The organism is Leifsonia tongyongensis (assembly GCF_010686705.1).
GTDB lineage: Bacteria > Actinomycetota > Actinomycetes > Actinomycetales > Microbacteriaceae > Diaminobutyricibacter > Diaminobutyricibacter tongyongensis.
In genome coordinates this window covers 80,697-95,928 of the sequence record NZ_JAAGWY010000001.1, presented here as the reverse complement: position 1 = coordinate 95,928, position 15,232 = coordinate 80,697, and the positions used below count along the sequence as shown (strand labels likewise).

Here is a 15,232-nt window from a genome sequence, read left to right as displayed (position 1 = left end):
TGTTACTTGATCGTAGCGACCGAGGTGCTGACCTTGGAGGCCAGGTCCTTGGACAGCGGGGCCGAGCCGGCCTGCTGTGCCGCTGCCTGCTGGGCTGCGTCGCTGGCGACGTAGTCCACGTATGCCTTCACGAGCGAGGCCTTGGCGGCGTCGCTGTACTGCTGGCAGGCGATGATGTAGCTGACGAGCACGAGCGGCCATGCGCCCTTGTCGGTGTTCTTGCGGTCGATCTTGATAGCGAGGTCGTTGGCGGGACGCCCGGTCGCCAGCGGCGACTTGGCGACGACGTCGGCGGCACCGGCTGCGCTGATCTTGTTGAACGTGTCGCCCACCTTGAGCTGCGCGATGCTGAGGCCGGCCGAACCGGACTCGTCGATGTAGGTGATGCTGTTCTTCGCGTTCTTCGTGGCGTCTGCGACACCGGACGTGCCCTTGGCGGCGTCACCCACCTGGTAGGGGAAGGTCTGGCTGGCCGGCTTGGTCCACACCGTCGGCGCGTTCTGGGCCAGGTAGTCGGTGAAGTTCTGGGTGGTGCCCGAGTCGTCCGAGCGGTGCACGACCGTGATCGGAGCCGACGGGAGGGTGGCGCCCGAGTTGAGTGCTGCGATCTTCGGGTCGTTCCACGTCTTGATCGAGCCGTTGAAGATGCCGGCGATCGTGTCGGCGTCGAGCTTGAGGTCGGTCAGGCCGGCGACGTTGTAGGCGACGGCGATCGGCGAGATGTAGACCGGGAGGTCGATGCCCTTGGTGCCCGCGGCGCAGCCCTTGAAGTCCATCGCGAGCTCAGCGTCCTTAAGGTACGCGTCCGAGCCGGCGAAGTCGGATGCACCGGAGATGAAGCTGGTGCGGCCGGCGCCGGAACCCTGCGGGTCGTAGTTGATGGTGACCTTCGGGTTGTCGGTCTGGAAGCCCGCGATCCAGGTGGTCTGGGCGGTGCCCTGTGCGGAGGATCCGATGCCGTTCAGCGTGCCGGACAGGTTCGAGGGAGCCTTCGAGGTCGTCGCAGCGGTGCTTCCGCCTTCATTGGATGCACACGCAGTGAGAGAAATGGCGGCAGCGGCCAGGATGGCCAGAGGAGCGCCAAAACGCTTGAGTTTCACAGTTGTCCCTTCCGGGGATCATTGACAGGACGTGGGTCGGTGCTGACCCGCCAGCGACGCTATTCCCGATGCCTTACGAGCGTCCCCCGTAGTGGTAAACGGAAGGTTAACGAGCGGTGTGTACTTGGCGGTGATCTGAGGCGCCGCGTGGCCTCGGCTCAGACGGAGGGCGAGTACGTTTCGATGGCGATGATGCCCGAACTGGGGTTCGTCGCTGAGAGGTGGACGACCGAGAAGCCGCCGGTCTCGAGGTCGGCCGCGCTGCCCAGGTAGGAGCCGGGCACCGTTCCGGTGGCGAGCGCGATCTCGCGCAGGATCTCGGGCAACACGGGTCCGTGGCTGCAGAGCACAGCGGTCTTGCGTGACCGGACGCGCTTGCCCACCACCTCGCGGACCGTGGCTTCACCCTGTTCGTAGGCCTCCTGGCTGATACCGGATTCGTGCTTGGGGACGATTCCGGTGGATGCGGCCAGCGGGGCGACCGTGGACACGCACCGCACGGCCGGGCTGGTCACGATCCGTCGCGGCCGCCATGCTTCGATGGTCGGAACGTCGCTGGCCGCCTGGCGAACCCCGCGCTCGGTGAGCGGGCGTGTGCTGTCCGGCCCGTCCCAGGTCTGCGGGGGAGTGGCCTTGCCGTGGCGCAGTGCGATGAGGGCGAAGGTCGTGCTCACGCCTTCGGCGAGCAGTTTCGCGAAGGCGTCGAGGATCTCGACGTCGCGCTCGTAGGTCAGGTAGCCGCGCGCCTTCTTGATGGTGACCCATTCCAGGGCGGCGATCTCGCCGTTCGGCACGAAAGTCGATCGGGCGATGGCCCCGTCGCCGACTTCAGCCGCCCAGTAGTGGACGATCTTGTCGCGTCCGCTGGAGAGCGGATACGTCGACATCCCCAGGGGCACCCCGAGCGACACGGAGAGCCCGGTCTCTTCCAGGATCTCGCGCACCGCGGTCTGCGGGAGCGTCTCGCCCGGGTCGACCTTGCCCTTCGGTATGGTCACATCGCCGTACTTGGTGCGATGCACCACGAGGATCATCGTCTTACCGTCGACGACCCGCCAGCAGACGGCACCCGCAGCGAAGATCGCTTCGGTCACCGCCTCGACCCCACACGCGGCCGGTGGGCGATCTGCTGCATGAGCTTGTTCTGGAGGTCTTCGAGTGGTTCGCCGTGGTCGTCGAGGTTGCGCCGCGTCCAGACGCCTTCCGAGTCGAGGGTCCATGCCGAGGTTCGTTCGTCGAATGCGCGGTTGAACAGCGCGTCGAGTTCGGCGAGGTGTGCCGGATCCGTCAGCCTGACGAGGGCTTCGACGCGGCGATCGAGGTTGCGGTGCATCATGTCAGCACTGCCGATGTAGACCTGGGGGTCGCCGTCGTTGAGGAACGAGAAGATGCGCGAGTGCTCGAGGTACCGCCCGAGGATGGAACGCACGCGGATGTTCGACGAGAGCCCGGGCTCGCCCGGCCTCAATCCGCAGATCCCCCGGACCCAGAGGTCGACGGGAACTCCCGCCTCGCTCGCGCGGTAGAGCGCGTCGATGATGGCTTCGTCGACGATCGAGTTCAGCTTGATGCGGATGCCCGACGGCCTGCCTGCTGCCGCGTTCTCCCGCTCGACCTCGATGCGCTTGAGAAGGCCCTTGCGCAGGTGCAGCGGAGCGACCAGCAGTCGTTTGAACTTCTTCTCGATGGCGTACCCGGACAGTTCGTTGAAGAGCCGGGTGAGGTCTTTGCCGACCTGGTCGTCTGCTGTCAGCAGTCCGAGGTCTTCGTAGATCCGGCTCGTCTTCGGGTTGTAGTTGCCGGTGCCGATGTGGCTGTAGTGCTTGAGGACGCCCTTCTCCTGCCGCACGACGAGAGCGAGCTTGCAGTGGGTCTTGAGCCCGACGAGACCGTAGACCACGTGGACGCCGGCCTTCTCGAGCTTGCGCGCCCAGGAGATGTTGTTCTGCTCGTCGAACCGGGCCTTGATCTCGACGAGGGCGAGCACCTGTTTGCCGGATTCCGCGGCGTCGATGAGCGCTTCGACGATGGGGCTGTCGCCCGACGTACGGTAGAGCGTCTGCTTGATCGCCAGCACGTGCGGGTCGGCCGCGGCCTGCTCGACGAAGGCCTGGACACTGGTCGCGAACGATTCGTATGGGTGGTGCAGGAGGATGTCCTGCCGGGCGACCGACGCGAAGACGTCCGGCTGCGCATTCGGCTCGCGCGGCATGAGTTGAGGCGCGGTCGTCGGCACGTGGTTCGGGTAGTGGAGGTCGGGACGGTCGATCTTGGCGAGGTCGAAGAGGCCGCCGAGATCCAGAGGGGCGGGCAGCCGATAGACCTCCTGCTCGGTGACGTCCAGTTCGCGCACGAGGAGCCCGAGCGTGATGGGGTCCATGTCGTCCGTGACCTCGAGCCGGATGGGAGGCCCGAACCGGCGCCGCAGGAGCTCTTTCTCCAGCGCCTGGATGAGGTTCTCCGTCTCGTCTTCGTCGACTTCGACGTCTTCGTTCCTGGTGACCCGGAAGATGTGGTGATCGAGGATCTCCATGCCGGGGAACAGGTCGCCGAGGTGGTTGGCGATCAGGTCTTCCAGCGGGATGAACCGCAGCTGGTCGACGCTCTCGCGCTGGTCGATGCGAACGAAGCGGGGGAGCATCCCCGGCACCTTCAGGCGGGCGAACTGCTCTTTGCCCGTGCGGGAGTTGCGGACGCGGACAGAGAGGTTGAGCGAGAGGCCCGAGATGTAGGGGAACGGATGCGCCGGGTCGACGGCGAGCGGCGTCAGCACCGGGAAGATCTGCTGCGAGAACACGTCTCGCATCTGTGCGCGGTCGGCCGCGTCGAGGGTGTCCCAGCGGACGACGGTGATGCCCGACTCCTCGAGCGCGGGCAGGACCATGTCGGCGTAGCACGCGGCGTGCCTCTTCTGCAGCTCGTGCGCCTTCTCGGAGATGTCTGCGAGAACATCCTGCGGGGCGCGGCCGACGTTCGTCGGCACGGCGAGCCCGGTGAGGATGCGCCGCTTCAGGCCGGCGACGCGCACCATGAAGAATTCGTCGAGGTTGCTGGCGAAGATGGCGAGGAAGTTCGCGCGTTCAAGGGTCGGGAGCTCGGGGTCTTCGGCGAGTTCGAGCACGCGCTGGTTGAACGCCAGCCAACTCAGTTCGCGGTCGAGGTACCGGTCTTCGGGCAGGCTCGGATCGGGCTCGTACACGAAAGGTGCGAAGTCGTCGTCGAAGTCGCTGCCGAGCCCCGTGTCGAGGAGGATGTTCTCGCCGTCCATTCCAACATCATTGCACCGGAGCGCAGGCTGTGGTGCCGTGCACGGTCAATGTGGGGAAAACGCTCCGTCGGAATCGATCCGGCGCCGATACTGGACGTCGACCGTGTGCTCGGTGAATCCGAGTTGGTGGTAGAGGTGCACCGCAGCCGAGTCGTCCGCTTCGACCGAGACGGTGGCGGTGGTGCGGCCGCGCTCCGCGAGACGCTCGAGGCCGGCAAGAAGGAGAGCCCGCCCGGTTCCCTTCCCGGTGTGGGTCGGATCGACGCCGAGCACGTAGATCTCGCCGACGGCAGCATCCGGCTCGACTTTGACCCAGTCGTAGCCGACGATGCGCCCGTGCTGGTCCTTCGCCACGAGGAAGTCGTCCGCCTCGAACCAGGGTTCGGCCTGGCGCATCCGCAGATCGTCCACGGTGAGTCGCCCCTGCTCCGGATGCGATTCGAAGATGCGCGCGTTCAGTTCGACCCATTCGGCGGCATCCTCGTCGCGGAATGGGCCGATGGTGATGCCCTCCCGCGGGCGTCGCGTCGCGGCCCCCTGCGAATCCCCGTCCGGCGCCAGGAGCGGCCCCGAGCGGAGCTGCAGCAGACGTCGCACCGGCACGAACCCGTGGTGGTCGGCGAGCACGCGTGCGGCAGGATGGTCGCCGTGCGACCACGCGGTGAGGTTGCCACGGGCGGTCGCGAGGAGTCCGCGCAACGCGACGGAGCCGTATCCCTTGCCCCGGAACAGCGGGTCGATGACGAGGTCCAGCTCGCCGCGGCCGACGATCGCGGCGCCGATGGGCCGCGTGTGCTCGGCCTCCGACCAGACGGTCGCGACGATGGGTGTGCGACGCCCGGACTGCACGTCGAGACGGGCCTGCTCGTTGAACGGGTCGTATCCGTCGACGTCGATCGCCGCATCCGCGACCCGGAAGAACCCGGCCGTCTCGTTCGGGTCGGCGAGGTCAGGGACGGAGAGGCGAAGGGAGTCGCTCATTGTCCTCTTCGTACACGTTGAACCGGTACCCCACGTTCCTGACGGTGCCGATCAGCGATTCGAGGTCGCCGAGTTTGGCGCGCAACCGCCGGACGTGCACGTCGACGGTGCGGGTTCCGCCGAAGTAGTCGTAGCCCCAGACTTCGCTGAGGAGCTGCTCACGCGTGAACACCCGTGACGGATGCGTGGCGAAGAAGCGGAGCAGCTCGAATTCCTTGAAGGTCAGGTCGAGCTGGCGACCATGGGCTTTCGCCGAGTAGCTCGCTTCGTCGATCGTGACGCCCGACGCATGGATCTTGGTCTGCGAGTGCTCCTGGGTCTGTCGGCCGATGGCGAGGCGGATGCGCGCATCCACCTCCGCCGGCCCTGCCGTCTCGAGCACAACATCGTTGACGCCCCAGTCGGCGCTCACCGCCGTGAGCCCGCCTTCGGTCAGCACGAGCAGGAGCGGCACGTTGATGCCGGTCGTCGTCAGGATCTTGCACAGCGACTTCGCGCTGGCGAGGTCGCGCCGGGCGTCGACGAAGATCAGGTCGCAGCTGGGCGCGTTGACCAGCGCGGCAGGCTCGGCCGGGATCTGCCGGGTGCGGTGACTGAGGAGCGCAAGCGACGGCAGCACCTCCGCGTCGGGCGCAGAGGTGAGGATCAACAACTGCGCCACCCAGACCTCCTGTACGTGCTGTGCGGCAATCCTAGCGGAGTCGCCTTCGTCGGCCTGGGGCAGAATGGGTAGCGTGACCGAGTCCGAGAACCTGCCCCCGTCGCTGCGCTGGACGAGCATCCTGGTGGTGTGGGGTGCCGCGGTCGTCTTCGCCGTGCTGATCAGTGTGTTCTCCGACCCTCACCAGTACGCGTCCTGGCTCGCATTGGCGCTCGGAGGGTGCGTGGTCGGTGGCATGATCGCCCAGCTCGCGACCCAGGAGAAGGAGGGGTTCGTCGACCGCTTCGCCGCGAGCGTGGTCGGGGCCTTCGTGATCCTCGGGATCACCGGCGCGGCGCTCGCCGTGGTGGCGGCTGTCCGGTGATCCGGAACGGTTAGACTCGAAGCATGCTGGTGACCCTCGAACTCCTTTTCGTCGGCCTACTGGGGCTGGCCACCCTCGCGATCGCAGGCGTGTCCGTCGTGGTCGTCTACAACCTGTTCCGGGGTCAGCGCTAAACGCGACAAGGGCTTCAGCCATGATCGAGATCCCCACCGACCTTCCGGCCGAGCTCGTTCCCCTCTCCTGGCTCATCGGAGTCTGGGAGGGTTCCGGCGTGCTCGACTACACGGCGGGCGACGAGCACGTGCAGCACGAGTTCGGGCAGCGGATCAGCTTCAGCCATGATGGGCTGCCGTACCTCAACTACAACTCGTATTCGTGGCTGCTCGACGACGCTCGCACGCCACTCGTCGCGGAGACCGGCTACTGGCGACTCGGCCGCCTGCTCATCGAAGGCGACCCGGGGCCGGCGATGCTCCCCGGCGTCGGCGCGCGGCCGTTCACGACCGCGCAATCGGTGGAGGCCCTCCGCAATTCGGCGGGCGGGTTCGACCTCGAGGTCGCCATTGTTCACCCGGACGGCGTCAGCGAGATCTACCTGGGCCAGGTGAAGGGGCCGCGCATCGACCTGGCGACGGATGCCGTCATGCGAACCGCATCCGCCAAAGAATATGCAGCGGCGACGAGGCTGTACGGGCTCGTTGAAAACCATCTCCTGTGGGCGTGGGACATTGCGGCTCTCGGGCAGGAGCTGAGCTCGCACGCATCCGGCCGGCTCGCAAAGGCGGAATGAGCACCATGACCATCGCATCCCCTTTTCTGGACCTTCCCGGCGCGGTCGACTCGGTCGACCGTGACGCCGGCGTTGCCGCACACTACGGGAATCCTGTGGTCGAGCAGCGGGAGCTCGAGGCCGGTCGCGCCATCGTCGATCTGTCGAACCGGTCGGTTCTGTCCATCACCGGCCCCGACCGGCTGAGCTGGCTGAATTCGATCACCAGCCAGAACCTGCTCGGCCTGACGGCGGGGGAGTCATCCGAGACCCTCCTCCTCGACGCGAGCGGCCGGCTGGAACACGCCGTGCGCGTCATCGAAGACGGTGAGACGCTCTGGCTCCTGGTCGAGCACGATGAGGCGGATGGCCTGCTCGCGTGGCTGCAGAGCATGCGTTTCATGTTGCGCGTCGAACTCGCCGACCGCACCGCTGACCTCGCGACCATCGGGTCGCTCGGCACGCCGGCACTCCCGATCGCGGCGCCCAACGGCGTCCCGCTCGTCTGGAACGATCCCTGGCGCGAGGTGGCTCCTGGCGGACACCAGTACGCGATCGGCGATCATCCCGGTTCGGGCTGGACCTGGAGTGAGACGTTGATACCACGCGACGCCTTGCCGTCGCTGGTTTCCCGGGTGCGAAAGGGCGAGTTCGCCGTGGCGGGCCTGCTCGCGGTGGAAGCGCTCCGGATCGCCGCCTGGCGGCCCCGCTTCGCAACGGAGGTCGACGAGAAGACGATCCCGCACGAACTCGACTGGCTGCGCACGGCCGTGCATCTGACGAAGGGCTGCTACCGGGGACAGGAGACGGTTGCCAAGGTGCACAACCTGGGCCACCCGCCGCGTCGGCTGGTGATGCTGCACCTCGACGGGTCCGAGGGTGCGCTCCCGGCGCGCGGGAGTGTCGTGAAAGTCGACGTCGGCGGTGACCGTCGGGAGGTGGGCCTGGTGACGTCGAGCGCGCTGCACCACGAACTCGGACCGATCGCCCTTGCCGTGGTCAAGCGGTCGACCGATCCGGATGCGACGCTGCTGGTCGAAACGGACGACCTGACCGTGGCGGCAGCGCAGGTCGTGGTTGTCCCGCCCGGCGCCGGGGCCGAAGCGCACGTGCCTCGCCTGCCGCGGCTCGGTGCGGTCACCCGTCCGACCCGCTGACTCCCGACGGGACTCAGCGCCAGACGAAACCGCGAGGCTCCACAGCCGACCAGTCGACCGTGACCTCGCCGAGCTTCCAGCGCGTGCGTCCGCCGCGCACGGGCCAGCCCGCATCCCGCAGTCCTTCGACCGACGCGATCCAGCGCTGGGTCGCTCCGTAGGAGGCGAGAGGGGCGGCGTGCCGCCACTGGCGGTCGAGCTCGGCCAGCAGGTCGTGCACCCGCTCGCCGGCGGTGTTGCGGTGGATGAGCACCTTGGGCAGGCGTTCGGCGACGACCGACGGAACGTCGAGGCCCTCGAGCCGGAGCGAGATCGTCAGGTGTCTCGGGCCGTCCGCTGCGACGTCGACCCAGCTGGAAACGCGGCCGATCTCGTCGCACGTTCCCTCGACGACCAGCCCGCCCGCCTGGAGGCGGCTCGTCATCCGGTGCCATGCCCCGACCACGTCGGCCTCGTCGTACTGGCGGAGCACGTTGAATGCGCGGATGACCGCGACGCGACGATCGCCGGGGACGGGAACCTCGAACCCGCCCAGGGCGAAGTCCACGCGCGCCCCGGGTGCGAACGGCGTCGTTCCGGCGCGGACCTCGGCCAGCTGCGCGAGGGCCGTGCGAACTCGACCCGGTTCGATCTCGAGGCCCAGGACATCCACATCCGGTCGCGTACGCGCCAGCCGCTGCTGGAGTTCGAGCGCTGTGACGCCGCTCGCACCGTAGCCGAGATCGACCACGAGCGGGTCAGCCGTGGTCCGGAGCACCGGAAGGGTCGCGATCCAGCGATCGACCCGACGCAGGCGGTTCGTGTTGGTGGTGCCGCGCGTGACAGTTCCTATCGGTCCGCGCCTCGCCATGCAACCAGTGTCCCGCATCCCGGCGCATTCACCCGATCTTCGGCCCCGGTAGATTAGAAGCATGTCTGCGCCCTACACCTTGATCCTCCTCCGCCACGGCCAGAGCGAGTGGAATCAGAAGAACCTGTTCACCGGCTGGGTCGACGTCCGGCTGAGTGACCAGGGGATCGCTGAAGCCAAGCGCGCCGGCGAGCTGCTCGCCGAGTCCGGCCTGCTGCCCGACATCCTGTTCACGTCCGTGCTGACGAGGGCCATCCAGACGGCCGATTACGCGCTCGACGTGGCCGACCGGCTGTGGATCGACGTCAAGCGTTCCTGGCGTCTCAACGAGCGGCACTACGGCGCCCTTCAGGGTCTCGACAAGGCGGAGACGCTCGAGAAGTACGGACCCGAGCAGTTCCAGCTCTGGCGCCGGTCGTTCGACGTTCCGCCGCCCCCGCTCGCCGACGACAGCGAGTGGTCGCAGGCGAACGATCCCCGCTATGCCGGCCTCGGCGACGACCTCCCGCGCACCGAATGCCTCAAGGATGTCATCGAGCGCATGCTTCCCTACTGGGAGACCGACATCACGGCCGAAGTCGCGACAGGCAAAACGGTCCTCGTCACCGCCCACGGCAACTCGCTGCGGGGGCTGGTCAAGCACCTCGACGGGATCTCAGATGAGGACATCGCGGAGTTGAACATCCCCACGGGCATCCCGCTCGTCTACCGGCTCGACGAGAGCTTCGCACCTCTCGGACCAGGCGAGTACCTCGACCCCGAGGCTGCCGCCGCCGGCGCTGCCGCGGTCGCGGCCCAAGGCCGCAAATAGCGCGCTGGAGCTGAGGCGGCTATGCCGCCGAGGTAGACCCTCGCACTAAGTACTTCCCAGCGCACTCGTACGTACGCGTGCAGTGGGAAAGAGCTAGTGCGGGGAGCGGAAAAGAGCGCTAGCTCGCGAGTTCGGGAGCCCAGTCTCCGGTGCCGAGGTAGTGCACCTTCTTGGCGATCGAGACCGCGTGGTCGGCGAAACGCTCGTGGTATCGGGAGGCGAGGGTCGCATCCACCGTATCGACGGCCTGACCCTTCCACGTCTCGCCGAGCACCTTGTCGAAAACGCTGACGTGGAGCTCGTCGATGCGGTCGTCCTCGTTGCGGATCTCGTCGGCCAGCTCGAGGTCCTGGGTGCGAAGGAGCTCCGCGAGCTTCTGCGCGATGACCACGTCGAGCCGGCCCATCTCGGCGAAGGTTCCGCGAAGACTCTTCGGGACGACCTTGTCGGGGAAGCGGTAGCGCGCGAGCTGGGCGATGTGCTCGGCCATGTCGCCCATGCGCTCGAGCGACGCGCTGATGCGCAGGGCGCTGACCACGATGCGCAGGTCGCGGGCGACCGGCTGCTGGCGAGCGAGGATCTGGATCGACAGCTCGTCGAGGATCACCGTCAGCTCATCGATCTTCGAGTCATCGGCGATCACTGTCTCTGCGAGCGTCACGTCGGAGTCATTGAACGCCCGCGTCGCATTCTGGATGGAGATGACGACGAGTTCAGCGATCTCGACAAGGCGATCCTGAACTTCACGCAACTCCTGCTGGAATACTTCACGCATCGGTCTTCTGGTCCTTCCTGGCGCGAGCGCGCGCAGATGACGGAGCCCGTTGACTCCGGTTTCATGATGTCCAGAACAGGTTAACGAACGGTGCCGGGAGCCTGAACACTGTCTAAAGTACCGCTCCGCGCACGCCGATCTCGTGCGTCGGCGCCCGTACGGTTCAGTACTCTTGCAAGTATGGACTCCACCTGGTTGGTGCTGCTGTCTCTGGCACTCGGCCTCGTGGTCGGCGCTGGATTCGTGGCCATCCTCTATGTGGCTGCACGGCGCGGCGCCCACGCCGCCGACGTCGCGAGCCCGGCCGTCCCCGACGGTGTCGACCAGGTCATCGACGCACTCGAATCGGCGGCTATCGTCCTCGACCCGTCGAACAATGTCATCAAGGCGTCGCCCGGCGCGCTGTCGATCGGTCTGGTGTGGAACCAGGCGCTCGTTCATCCGCATCTCGTCGACCTCGTCGGCCGCGTGAGGCGGACCGGCGAGCCGATCACGGAAGAATGCGAACTCGCACGCGGCCCGTTCGGTGAGGCCAACATCCACCTCAGCGTGCGGGTCGCGCGGCTCGGCTCCCGCTACATCCTCCTCCTTGCCGAAGACCGCACCGAGTCGTTCCGCCTCGAGCAGGTGCGGCGCGACTTCGTCGCAAACATCAGCCACGAACTCAAGACGCCGATCGGCGCTGTCGGCCTTCTTGCGGAGGCGCTCGACAGCGCATCCGAGGATCCGGAGCAGGTGCGCCGATTCGCCCACCGCCTGACCGAGGAGTCGCAGCGGCTGGCCCGGATCACCCAGGACATCATCGAGCTGTCGCGGCTTCAGGCGGCGGATGCGCTGACCGATGCAGAGATCGTCTCCGTCAAGCAGGTCATCACCTCCGCCGTCGACCAGAACCGCGTCGCAGCGGAGGCGCGGGGGATCGAGCTGGCGATGCGCGGGGACAAACGGGCAGAGGTCTACGGGGATGAGGCGCTGCTCGTCACCGCGGTGCACAATCTCGTCTCCAACGCCATCCAGTATTCGCCCGCCGGATCACGGGTCGGCATCGGTGTCCGCATCGTCGACGGCGTCGTCGAGATCGCCGTGACCGACCAGGGCGAGGGCATCCCCGAAGACGACCTCGACCGCGTCTTCGAGCGCTTCTTCCGGGTCGACCAGGCCCGCTCCCGCCACACGGGCGGAACCGGGCTCGGCCTCGCGATCGTCAAGCACGCCGTGCAGAATCACGGAGGGGACATCCGCGTCTGGTCACAGCCCGGGCGCGGTTCGACCTTCACCATCCGCCTGCCAGAGGCATCACACGACGCCGCCGTGCGTCCCGCGATAGGAGAAACCACGTGACCCACATCCTGCTCGTCGAGGATGAAGCAGCGCTCAGCGAACCGCTGGCCTTCCTGCTCAAGCGCGAAGGCTACGACGTGACCGTTGCCGAAGACGGCCCGACCGCGCTCTCCGAGTTCGACCGGGTCGGTGCGGATCTCATCCTGCTCGACCTGATGCTCCCGGGCATTCCGGGAACGGAGGTCTGCCGCGAGATCCGGGTGCGCTCGTCCGTGCCGATCATCATGCTGACCGCCAAGGACTCGGAGGTCGACATCGTGGTGGGGCTCGAACTCGGGGCTGACGACTATGTGACGAAGCCGTACTCGACACGGGAGCTGCTTGCGCGCATCCGTGCAGTGCTGCGTCGTCGCGTGGAGAGCGACGAACTCGAGGAGGAGGGCATCCTCGAGGCGGGATCGGTGCGCATGGACGTCGATCGGCACACCGTGGCCGTCGGGGGCAGCGAGATTCCTATGCCGCTGAAGGAATTCGAGCTGCTCGAACTGCTGCTGCGCAACGCGGGACGCGTGCTCACGCGCGGCCAGCTGATCGACCGGGTGTGGGGGAGCGACTACTTCGGCGACACCAAGACGCTCGATGTGCACATCAAGCGCATCCGTTCGCGCATCGAGGACAACCCGTCGGATCCGTCCATGCTCGTGACGGTACGTGGGCTGGGCTACCGCTTCAACGCGTGAGGGCGCCCGGTCGCCTGCTACGGAGTCGGAGTCGGTGTCGGGGTGCTCGCGACGGCCGGCGGCGCCACGTTGTCGGGCGTCAGGTCCGCGTATTCCGGGAGGGCGCCGTCGAGAACCGGCACGCGCAGCGGCAAGCCGGTCTGGGCGCCGTACTGGAAGTAGAGCGGGTACAGGCTGCCCGGGATCGAGTTGAGATCGTTGAGGGTGATGATCGTGTCGCCCTTCGCCCCGATCTCTTTCGTCTCGCCGGCCCTGACGGTCACGAACGTCGACTCCTGCGAGCCGGTGGCCCGCTCGATCATCACGCGGTGCGGCGCCGCACCGTTGTTGACGAGGGTGACGACCAGATTGCCCGTCGTACCGTCGCCGGTCACGATCATCGCGTTGCGGACGGCGATGTCGCCGACGTTTCCGCTCACGCCATCGCTGGCGTCGTAGTGCCTCGTGGTCGACTGGGGCGCCAGGAACCCGCACCCTGCAGTACCGAACATGACCGCGATCGCCAAGACGACGGATGCCGCGACGCGAGCTCTCACAAGACCCTCCAAGTCGTTCCGCGTGGCCGAGAAAGAGGCCGTCGATGGGCGGAATGCGCTTCGAGTTTAGCCTATTGGGGAGGGGGCCCCGGGGCTGTCAGGGCGAACCTTACCACCGGGTCTCTGTGGTATCCTAGAGGTTGCTGAAGGGACATCAATCTATGCTTTTCGAGGTTGGCGAAACCGTCGTATACCCGCACCACGGTGCCGCGACAATCACCGAAGTCAAGAAGAGAACCATTAAGGGTGAAGAGAAGCTGTACCTCAAGCTCAATGTGACTCAGGGCGACCTGACCATCGAGGTTCCGGCCGAAAATGTCGACCTCGTCGGCGTCCGGGATGTGATCGGCAAAGAGGGCCTCGACCGCGTGTTCGAGGTGCTTCGCGCCCCGTTCACCGAGGAGCCCACCAACTGGTCCCGCCGTTACAAGGCGAACCTTGAGAAGCTCGCCTCCGGCGACGTGATCAAGGTCTCCGAGGTCGTCCGCGACCTGTGGCGACGCGATCAGGACCGCGGCCTCTCCGCCGGGGAGAAGCGCATGCTTGCAAAGGCACGTCAGATCCTCATCTCCGAGCTCGCGCTGGCCGAGAAGACCGACGACGAGAAGGCATCCAGCCTGCTCGACGAGGTTCTCGCCTCCTAGGCTCTGCCTGCGCAACCAGGCTTCGCGAACGTGACCGTTCCGGTCGACCGCGACGGAATCCGTCGCGCCGCCCGGAAACGGTCACGTTCGCTTTGTGCCTGTTCGTCCGTGCGACCTGATCGCGTACGCTCGATCGCATGACCGAATCCAGCCACCCGCGCATCGCCGTGATCGTCGTCGCGGCTGGAAGCGGAACGCGGCTCGGAGCCCCCACCCCGAAGGCGTTCGTGCCGGTCGGCGGGGTCACCCTGCTCGGCCGCGCCCTCCATTCCGTCCTGGGAATGAGCGAGCCCGCCCAAGTGATCGTCGTCGCCCCCGAAGAACTGGTCGACGACGCCGACGTGATCGCGACAGCTGTCGCCGGCGTCGCCTCGTCCTTCGTGACCGTGGTCGCCGGCGGTGAGACCCGCCAGCAGTCGGTTCAGGCCGGGCTCCGGATGCTTCACCCGGCCGTCGAGGTCGTCCTCGTCCACGACGCCGCGCGTTCGCTCACCCCGTCGGGGCTTTTCGAGCGCGTCGTCGCCGAGGTCGATTCACGGGGTCACGGCGTGATTCCGGGCCTGCCGGTGAGCGACACCGTCAAGCGGGTGGATGCGCACGGCGACATCGTCGAGACCGTCGACCGCTCAGCACTCTCGGCCGTGCAGACACCCCAGGGGTTCCCGAAGGACGACCTTCTCGACGCGTATGCGCGAGCGGCGGACCAGGCGACGGACGACGCTGCGCTGGTCAGCGCATCCGGGCACCGCGTCAGCGTCGTACCGGGTGACCCGCTCGCGTTCAAGATCACCACCCCCTGGGACCTCCGACGGGCCGAGGAACTCGTCTCACGCCGCGACGGCGGCCCGCGCATCGGGGTCGGCACGGACACGCACGGGTTCGACGACGGCGCAGAACTGTGGCTGGCCGGGCTCCACTGGCCGGGTGAGTCCGGGCTCGCCGGGCACAGCGACGGTGATGCGGTGGCGCACGCCATCACGGACGCCCTGCTGTCCGCGGCGGGCCTCGGCGACATCGGCGGCGCATTCGGCACCGACGACCCGCGATTCAGCGGTGCGCACGGCGACGTGTTCATCCGCGAGGCGAGACGGCTCGTCGAGAGCGCCGGCTTCACTGTCGGAAACGTGGCCGTGCAGGTTATCGGGAACCGGCCGAAGTTCGCGCCGCGTCGACACGAGGCCGAGGCGCTGTTGAGCGAGTTCGTCGGCGCACCGGTCTCGATCAGCGCCACGACGACGGATGGACTCGGCTTCGCGGGCCGGGGTGAAGGCATCGCAGTGATCGCGACGGCACTTCTCCTCCACAACGGCTGACCCGCGGTCTGTTTCAACACA

General features: G+C 67.2%; 16 protein-coding genes. 8 read left to right on the top strand and 8 right to left on the bottom strand.

Annotation, left to right across the window (positions count from 1 at the left end; genetic code table 11):
- Positions 1–2: 2 nt before the first annotated feature.
- From pstS to G3T36_RS00475, 5 genes are all read right to left on the bottom strand, one after another.
- Entirely contained in the window at positions 3–1,100 is a 1,098-nt protein-coding gene (pstS, locus tag G3T36_RS00495) for a phosphate ABC transporter substrate-binding protein PstS (RefSeq protein ID WP_163287484.1), read from the bottom strand.
- 158 nt (positions 1,101–1,258) lie between these two features.
- Positions 1,259–2,194: an NUDIX domain-containing protein gene (locus G3T36_RS00490; RefSeq protein WP_163287483.1), complete on the bottom strand. Its 936-nt coding sequence runs from the start codon at positions 2,192–2,194 to the stop codon at positions 1,259–1,261.
- Entirely contained in the window at positions 2,191–4,368 is a 2,178-nt protein-coding gene (locus G3T36_RS00485) for an RNA degradosome polyphosphate kinase (RefSeq protein WP_163287482.1), read from the bottom strand. Before G3T36_RS00485 ends, G3T36_RS00490 begins: the two co-directional genes overlap by 4 nt.
- A 45-nt stretch (positions 4,369–4,413) precedes the next feature.
- A complete protein-coding gene (gene mshD / locus G3T36_RS00480; protein WP_163287481.1) occupies positions 4,414–5,349 on the bottom strand; it encodes a mycothiol synthase in 936 nt (311 codons plus the stop codon).
- Positions 5,318–6,010, bottom strand: coding sequence for a winged helix-turn-helix domain-containing protein (locus G3T36_RS00475; RefSeq protein WP_163287480.1), 693 nt, complete (start codon positions 6,008–6,010; stop codon positions 5,318–5,320). Before G3T36_RS00475 ends, mshD begins: the two co-directional genes overlap by 32 nt.
- A gap of 73 nt (positions 6,011–6,083) precedes the next feature.
- Between G3T36_RS00475 and G3T36_RS00470 the strand changes: the two genes are divergently transcribed.
- From G3T36_RS00470 to ygfZ, 3 genes are all read left to right on the top strand, one after another.
- Positions 6,084–6,374, top strand: a complete 291-nt coding sequence (locus G3T36_RS00470) for a hypothetical protein (RefSeq protein ID WP_163287479.1) — start codon at positions 6,084–6,086, stop codon at positions 6,372–6,374.
- Between the two features lie 154 nt (positions 6,375–6,528).
- Positions 6,529–7,125, top strand: coding sequence for a nitrobindin family protein (locus G3T36_RS00465; protein WP_163287478.1), 597 nt, complete (start codon positions 6,529–6,531; stop codon positions 7,123–7,125).
- Positions 7,122–8,261, top strand: coding sequence for a CAF17-like 4Fe-4S cluster assembly/insertion protein YgfZ (gene ygfZ / locus G3T36_RS00460; protein WP_420811024.1), 1,140 nt, complete (start codon positions 7,122–7,124; stop codon positions 8,259–8,261). The genes G3T36_RS00465 and ygfZ overlap by 4 nt, the downstream gene beginning before the upstream one ends.
- A gap of 13 nt (positions 8,262–8,274) precedes the next feature.
- Here the strand turns inward: ygfZ and G3T36_RS00455 are convergent, their stop codons facing one another.
- Complete coding sequence (locus G3T36_RS00455) at positions 8,275–9,111, bottom strand: class I SAM-dependent methyltransferase (protein ID WP_163287477.1); 837 nt, start codon at positions 9,109–9,111, stop codon at positions 8,275–8,277.
- Positions 9,112–9,172: 61 nt separating this feature from the next.
- On the opposite strand from G3T36_RS00455, the gene G3T36_RS00450 reads away from it, so the two are divergent.
- Positions 9,173–9,922 (top strand): phosphoglyceromutase, encoded by a 750-nt coding sequence (locus G3T36_RS00450; RefSeq protein WP_163287476.1) that lies wholly within the window; start codon positions 9,173–9,175, stop codon positions 9,920–9,922.
- 118 nt (positions 9,923–10,040) lie between these two features.
- Here G3T36_RS00450 and phoU read toward each other — a convergent pair whose 3' ends face one another.
- Positions 10,041–10,697, bottom strand: a complete 657-nt coding sequence (phoU, locus tag G3T36_RS00445) for a phosphate signaling complex protein PhoU (RefSeq protein ID WP_163287475.1) — start codon at positions 10,695–10,697, stop codon at positions 10,041–10,043.
- 180 nt (positions 10,698–10,877) lie between these two features.
- Here phoU and G3T36_RS00440 point away from each other — a divergent pair, with 180 nt between their 5' ends.
- Together G3T36_RS00440 and G3T36_RS00435 are read left to right on the top strand one after the other, a co-directional pair.
- Positions 10,878–12,038, top strand: coding sequence for a sensor histidine kinase (locus tag G3T36_RS00440; RefSeq protein WP_163287474.1), 1,161 nt, complete (start codon positions 10,878–10,880; stop codon positions 12,036–12,038).
- Positions 12,035–12,718 carry a winged helix-turn-helix domain-containing protein gene (locus G3T36_RS00435; protein WP_163287473.1) on the top strand — a complete coding sequence of 228 codons (684 nt, stop codon included), beginning with the start codon at positions 12,035–12,037 and terminating at the stop codon, positions 12,716–12,718. Before G3T36_RS00440 ends, G3T36_RS00435 begins: the two co-directional genes overlap by 4 nt.
- Before the next feature lie 17 nt (positions 12,719–12,735).
- On the opposite strand, the gene G3T36_RS00430 is transcribed toward G3T36_RS00435, so the two are convergent.
- Positions 12,736–13,254, bottom strand: a complete 519-nt coding sequence (locus G3T36_RS00430) for a hypothetical protein (protein WP_163287472.1) — start codon at positions 13,252–13,254, stop codon at positions 12,736–12,738.
- Between the two features lie 161 nt (positions 13,255–13,415).
- Between G3T36_RS00430 and G3T36_RS00425 the strand changes: the two genes are divergently transcribed.
- Both G3T36_RS00425 and ispD read left to right on the top strand, forming a co-directional pair.
- Positions 13,416–13,898 (top strand): CarD family transcriptional regulator, encoded by a 483-nt coding sequence (locus G3T36_RS00425; protein WP_163287471.1) that lies wholly within the window; start codon positions 13,416–13,418, stop codon positions 13,896–13,898.
- 137 nt (positions 13,899–14,035) lie between these two features.
- Positions 14,036–15,211 carry a 2-C-methyl-D-erythritol 4-phosphate cytidylyltransferase gene (gene ispD, locus G3T36_RS00420; RefSeq protein ID WP_163287470.1) on the top strand — a complete coding sequence of 392 codons (1,176 nt, stop codon included), beginning with the start codon at positions 14,036–14,038 and terminating at the stop codon, positions 15,209–15,211.
- The last annotated feature ends 21 nt before the right edge of the window (positions 15,212–15,232 follow it).

Bases quoted from the DNA above. Each gene is read 5' to 3' on its own strand.
- G3T36_RS00450 (WP_163287476.1), top strand. From the start codon at position 9,173: ATGTCTGCGCCCTACACCTTGATCCTCCTCCGCCACGGCCAGAGCGAG.
- G3T36_RS00425 (WP_163287471.1), top strand. From the start codon at position 13,416: ATGCTTTTCGAGGTTGGCGAAACCGTCGTATACCCGCACCACGGTGCC.
- mshD (WP_163287481.1), bottom strand. From the start codon at position 5,349: ATGAGCGACTCCCTTCGCCTCTCCGTCCCTGACCTCGCCGACCCGAAC.
- ispD (WP_163287470.1), top strand. From the start codon at position 14,036: ATGACCGAATCCAGCCACCCGCGCATCGCCGTGATCGTCGTCGCGGCT.
- G3T36_RS00440 (WP_163287474.1), top strand. From the start codon at position 10,878: ATGGACTCCACCTGGTTGGTGCTGCTGTCTCTGGCACTCGGCCTCGTG.
- G3T36_RS00465 (WP_163287478.1), top strand. From the start codon at position 6,529: ATGATCGAGATCCCCACCGACCTTCCGGCCGAGCTCGTTCCCCTCTCC.
- G3T36_RS00455 (WP_163287477.1), bottom strand. From the start codon at position 9,111: ATGGCGAGGCGCGGACCGATAGGAACTGTCACGCGCGGCACCACCAAC.
- phoU (WP_163287475.1), bottom strand. From the start codon at position 10,697: ATGCGTGAAGTATTCCAGCAGGAGTTGCGTGAAGTTCAGGATCGCCTT.
- ygfZ (WP_420811024.1), top strand. From the start codon at position 7,122: ATGAGCACCATGACCATCGCATCCCCTTTTCTGGACCTTCCCGGCGCG.
- G3T36_RS00485 (WP_163287482.1), bottom strand. From the start codon at position 4,368: ATGGACGGCGAGAACATCCTCCTCGACACGGGGCTCGGCAGCGACTTC.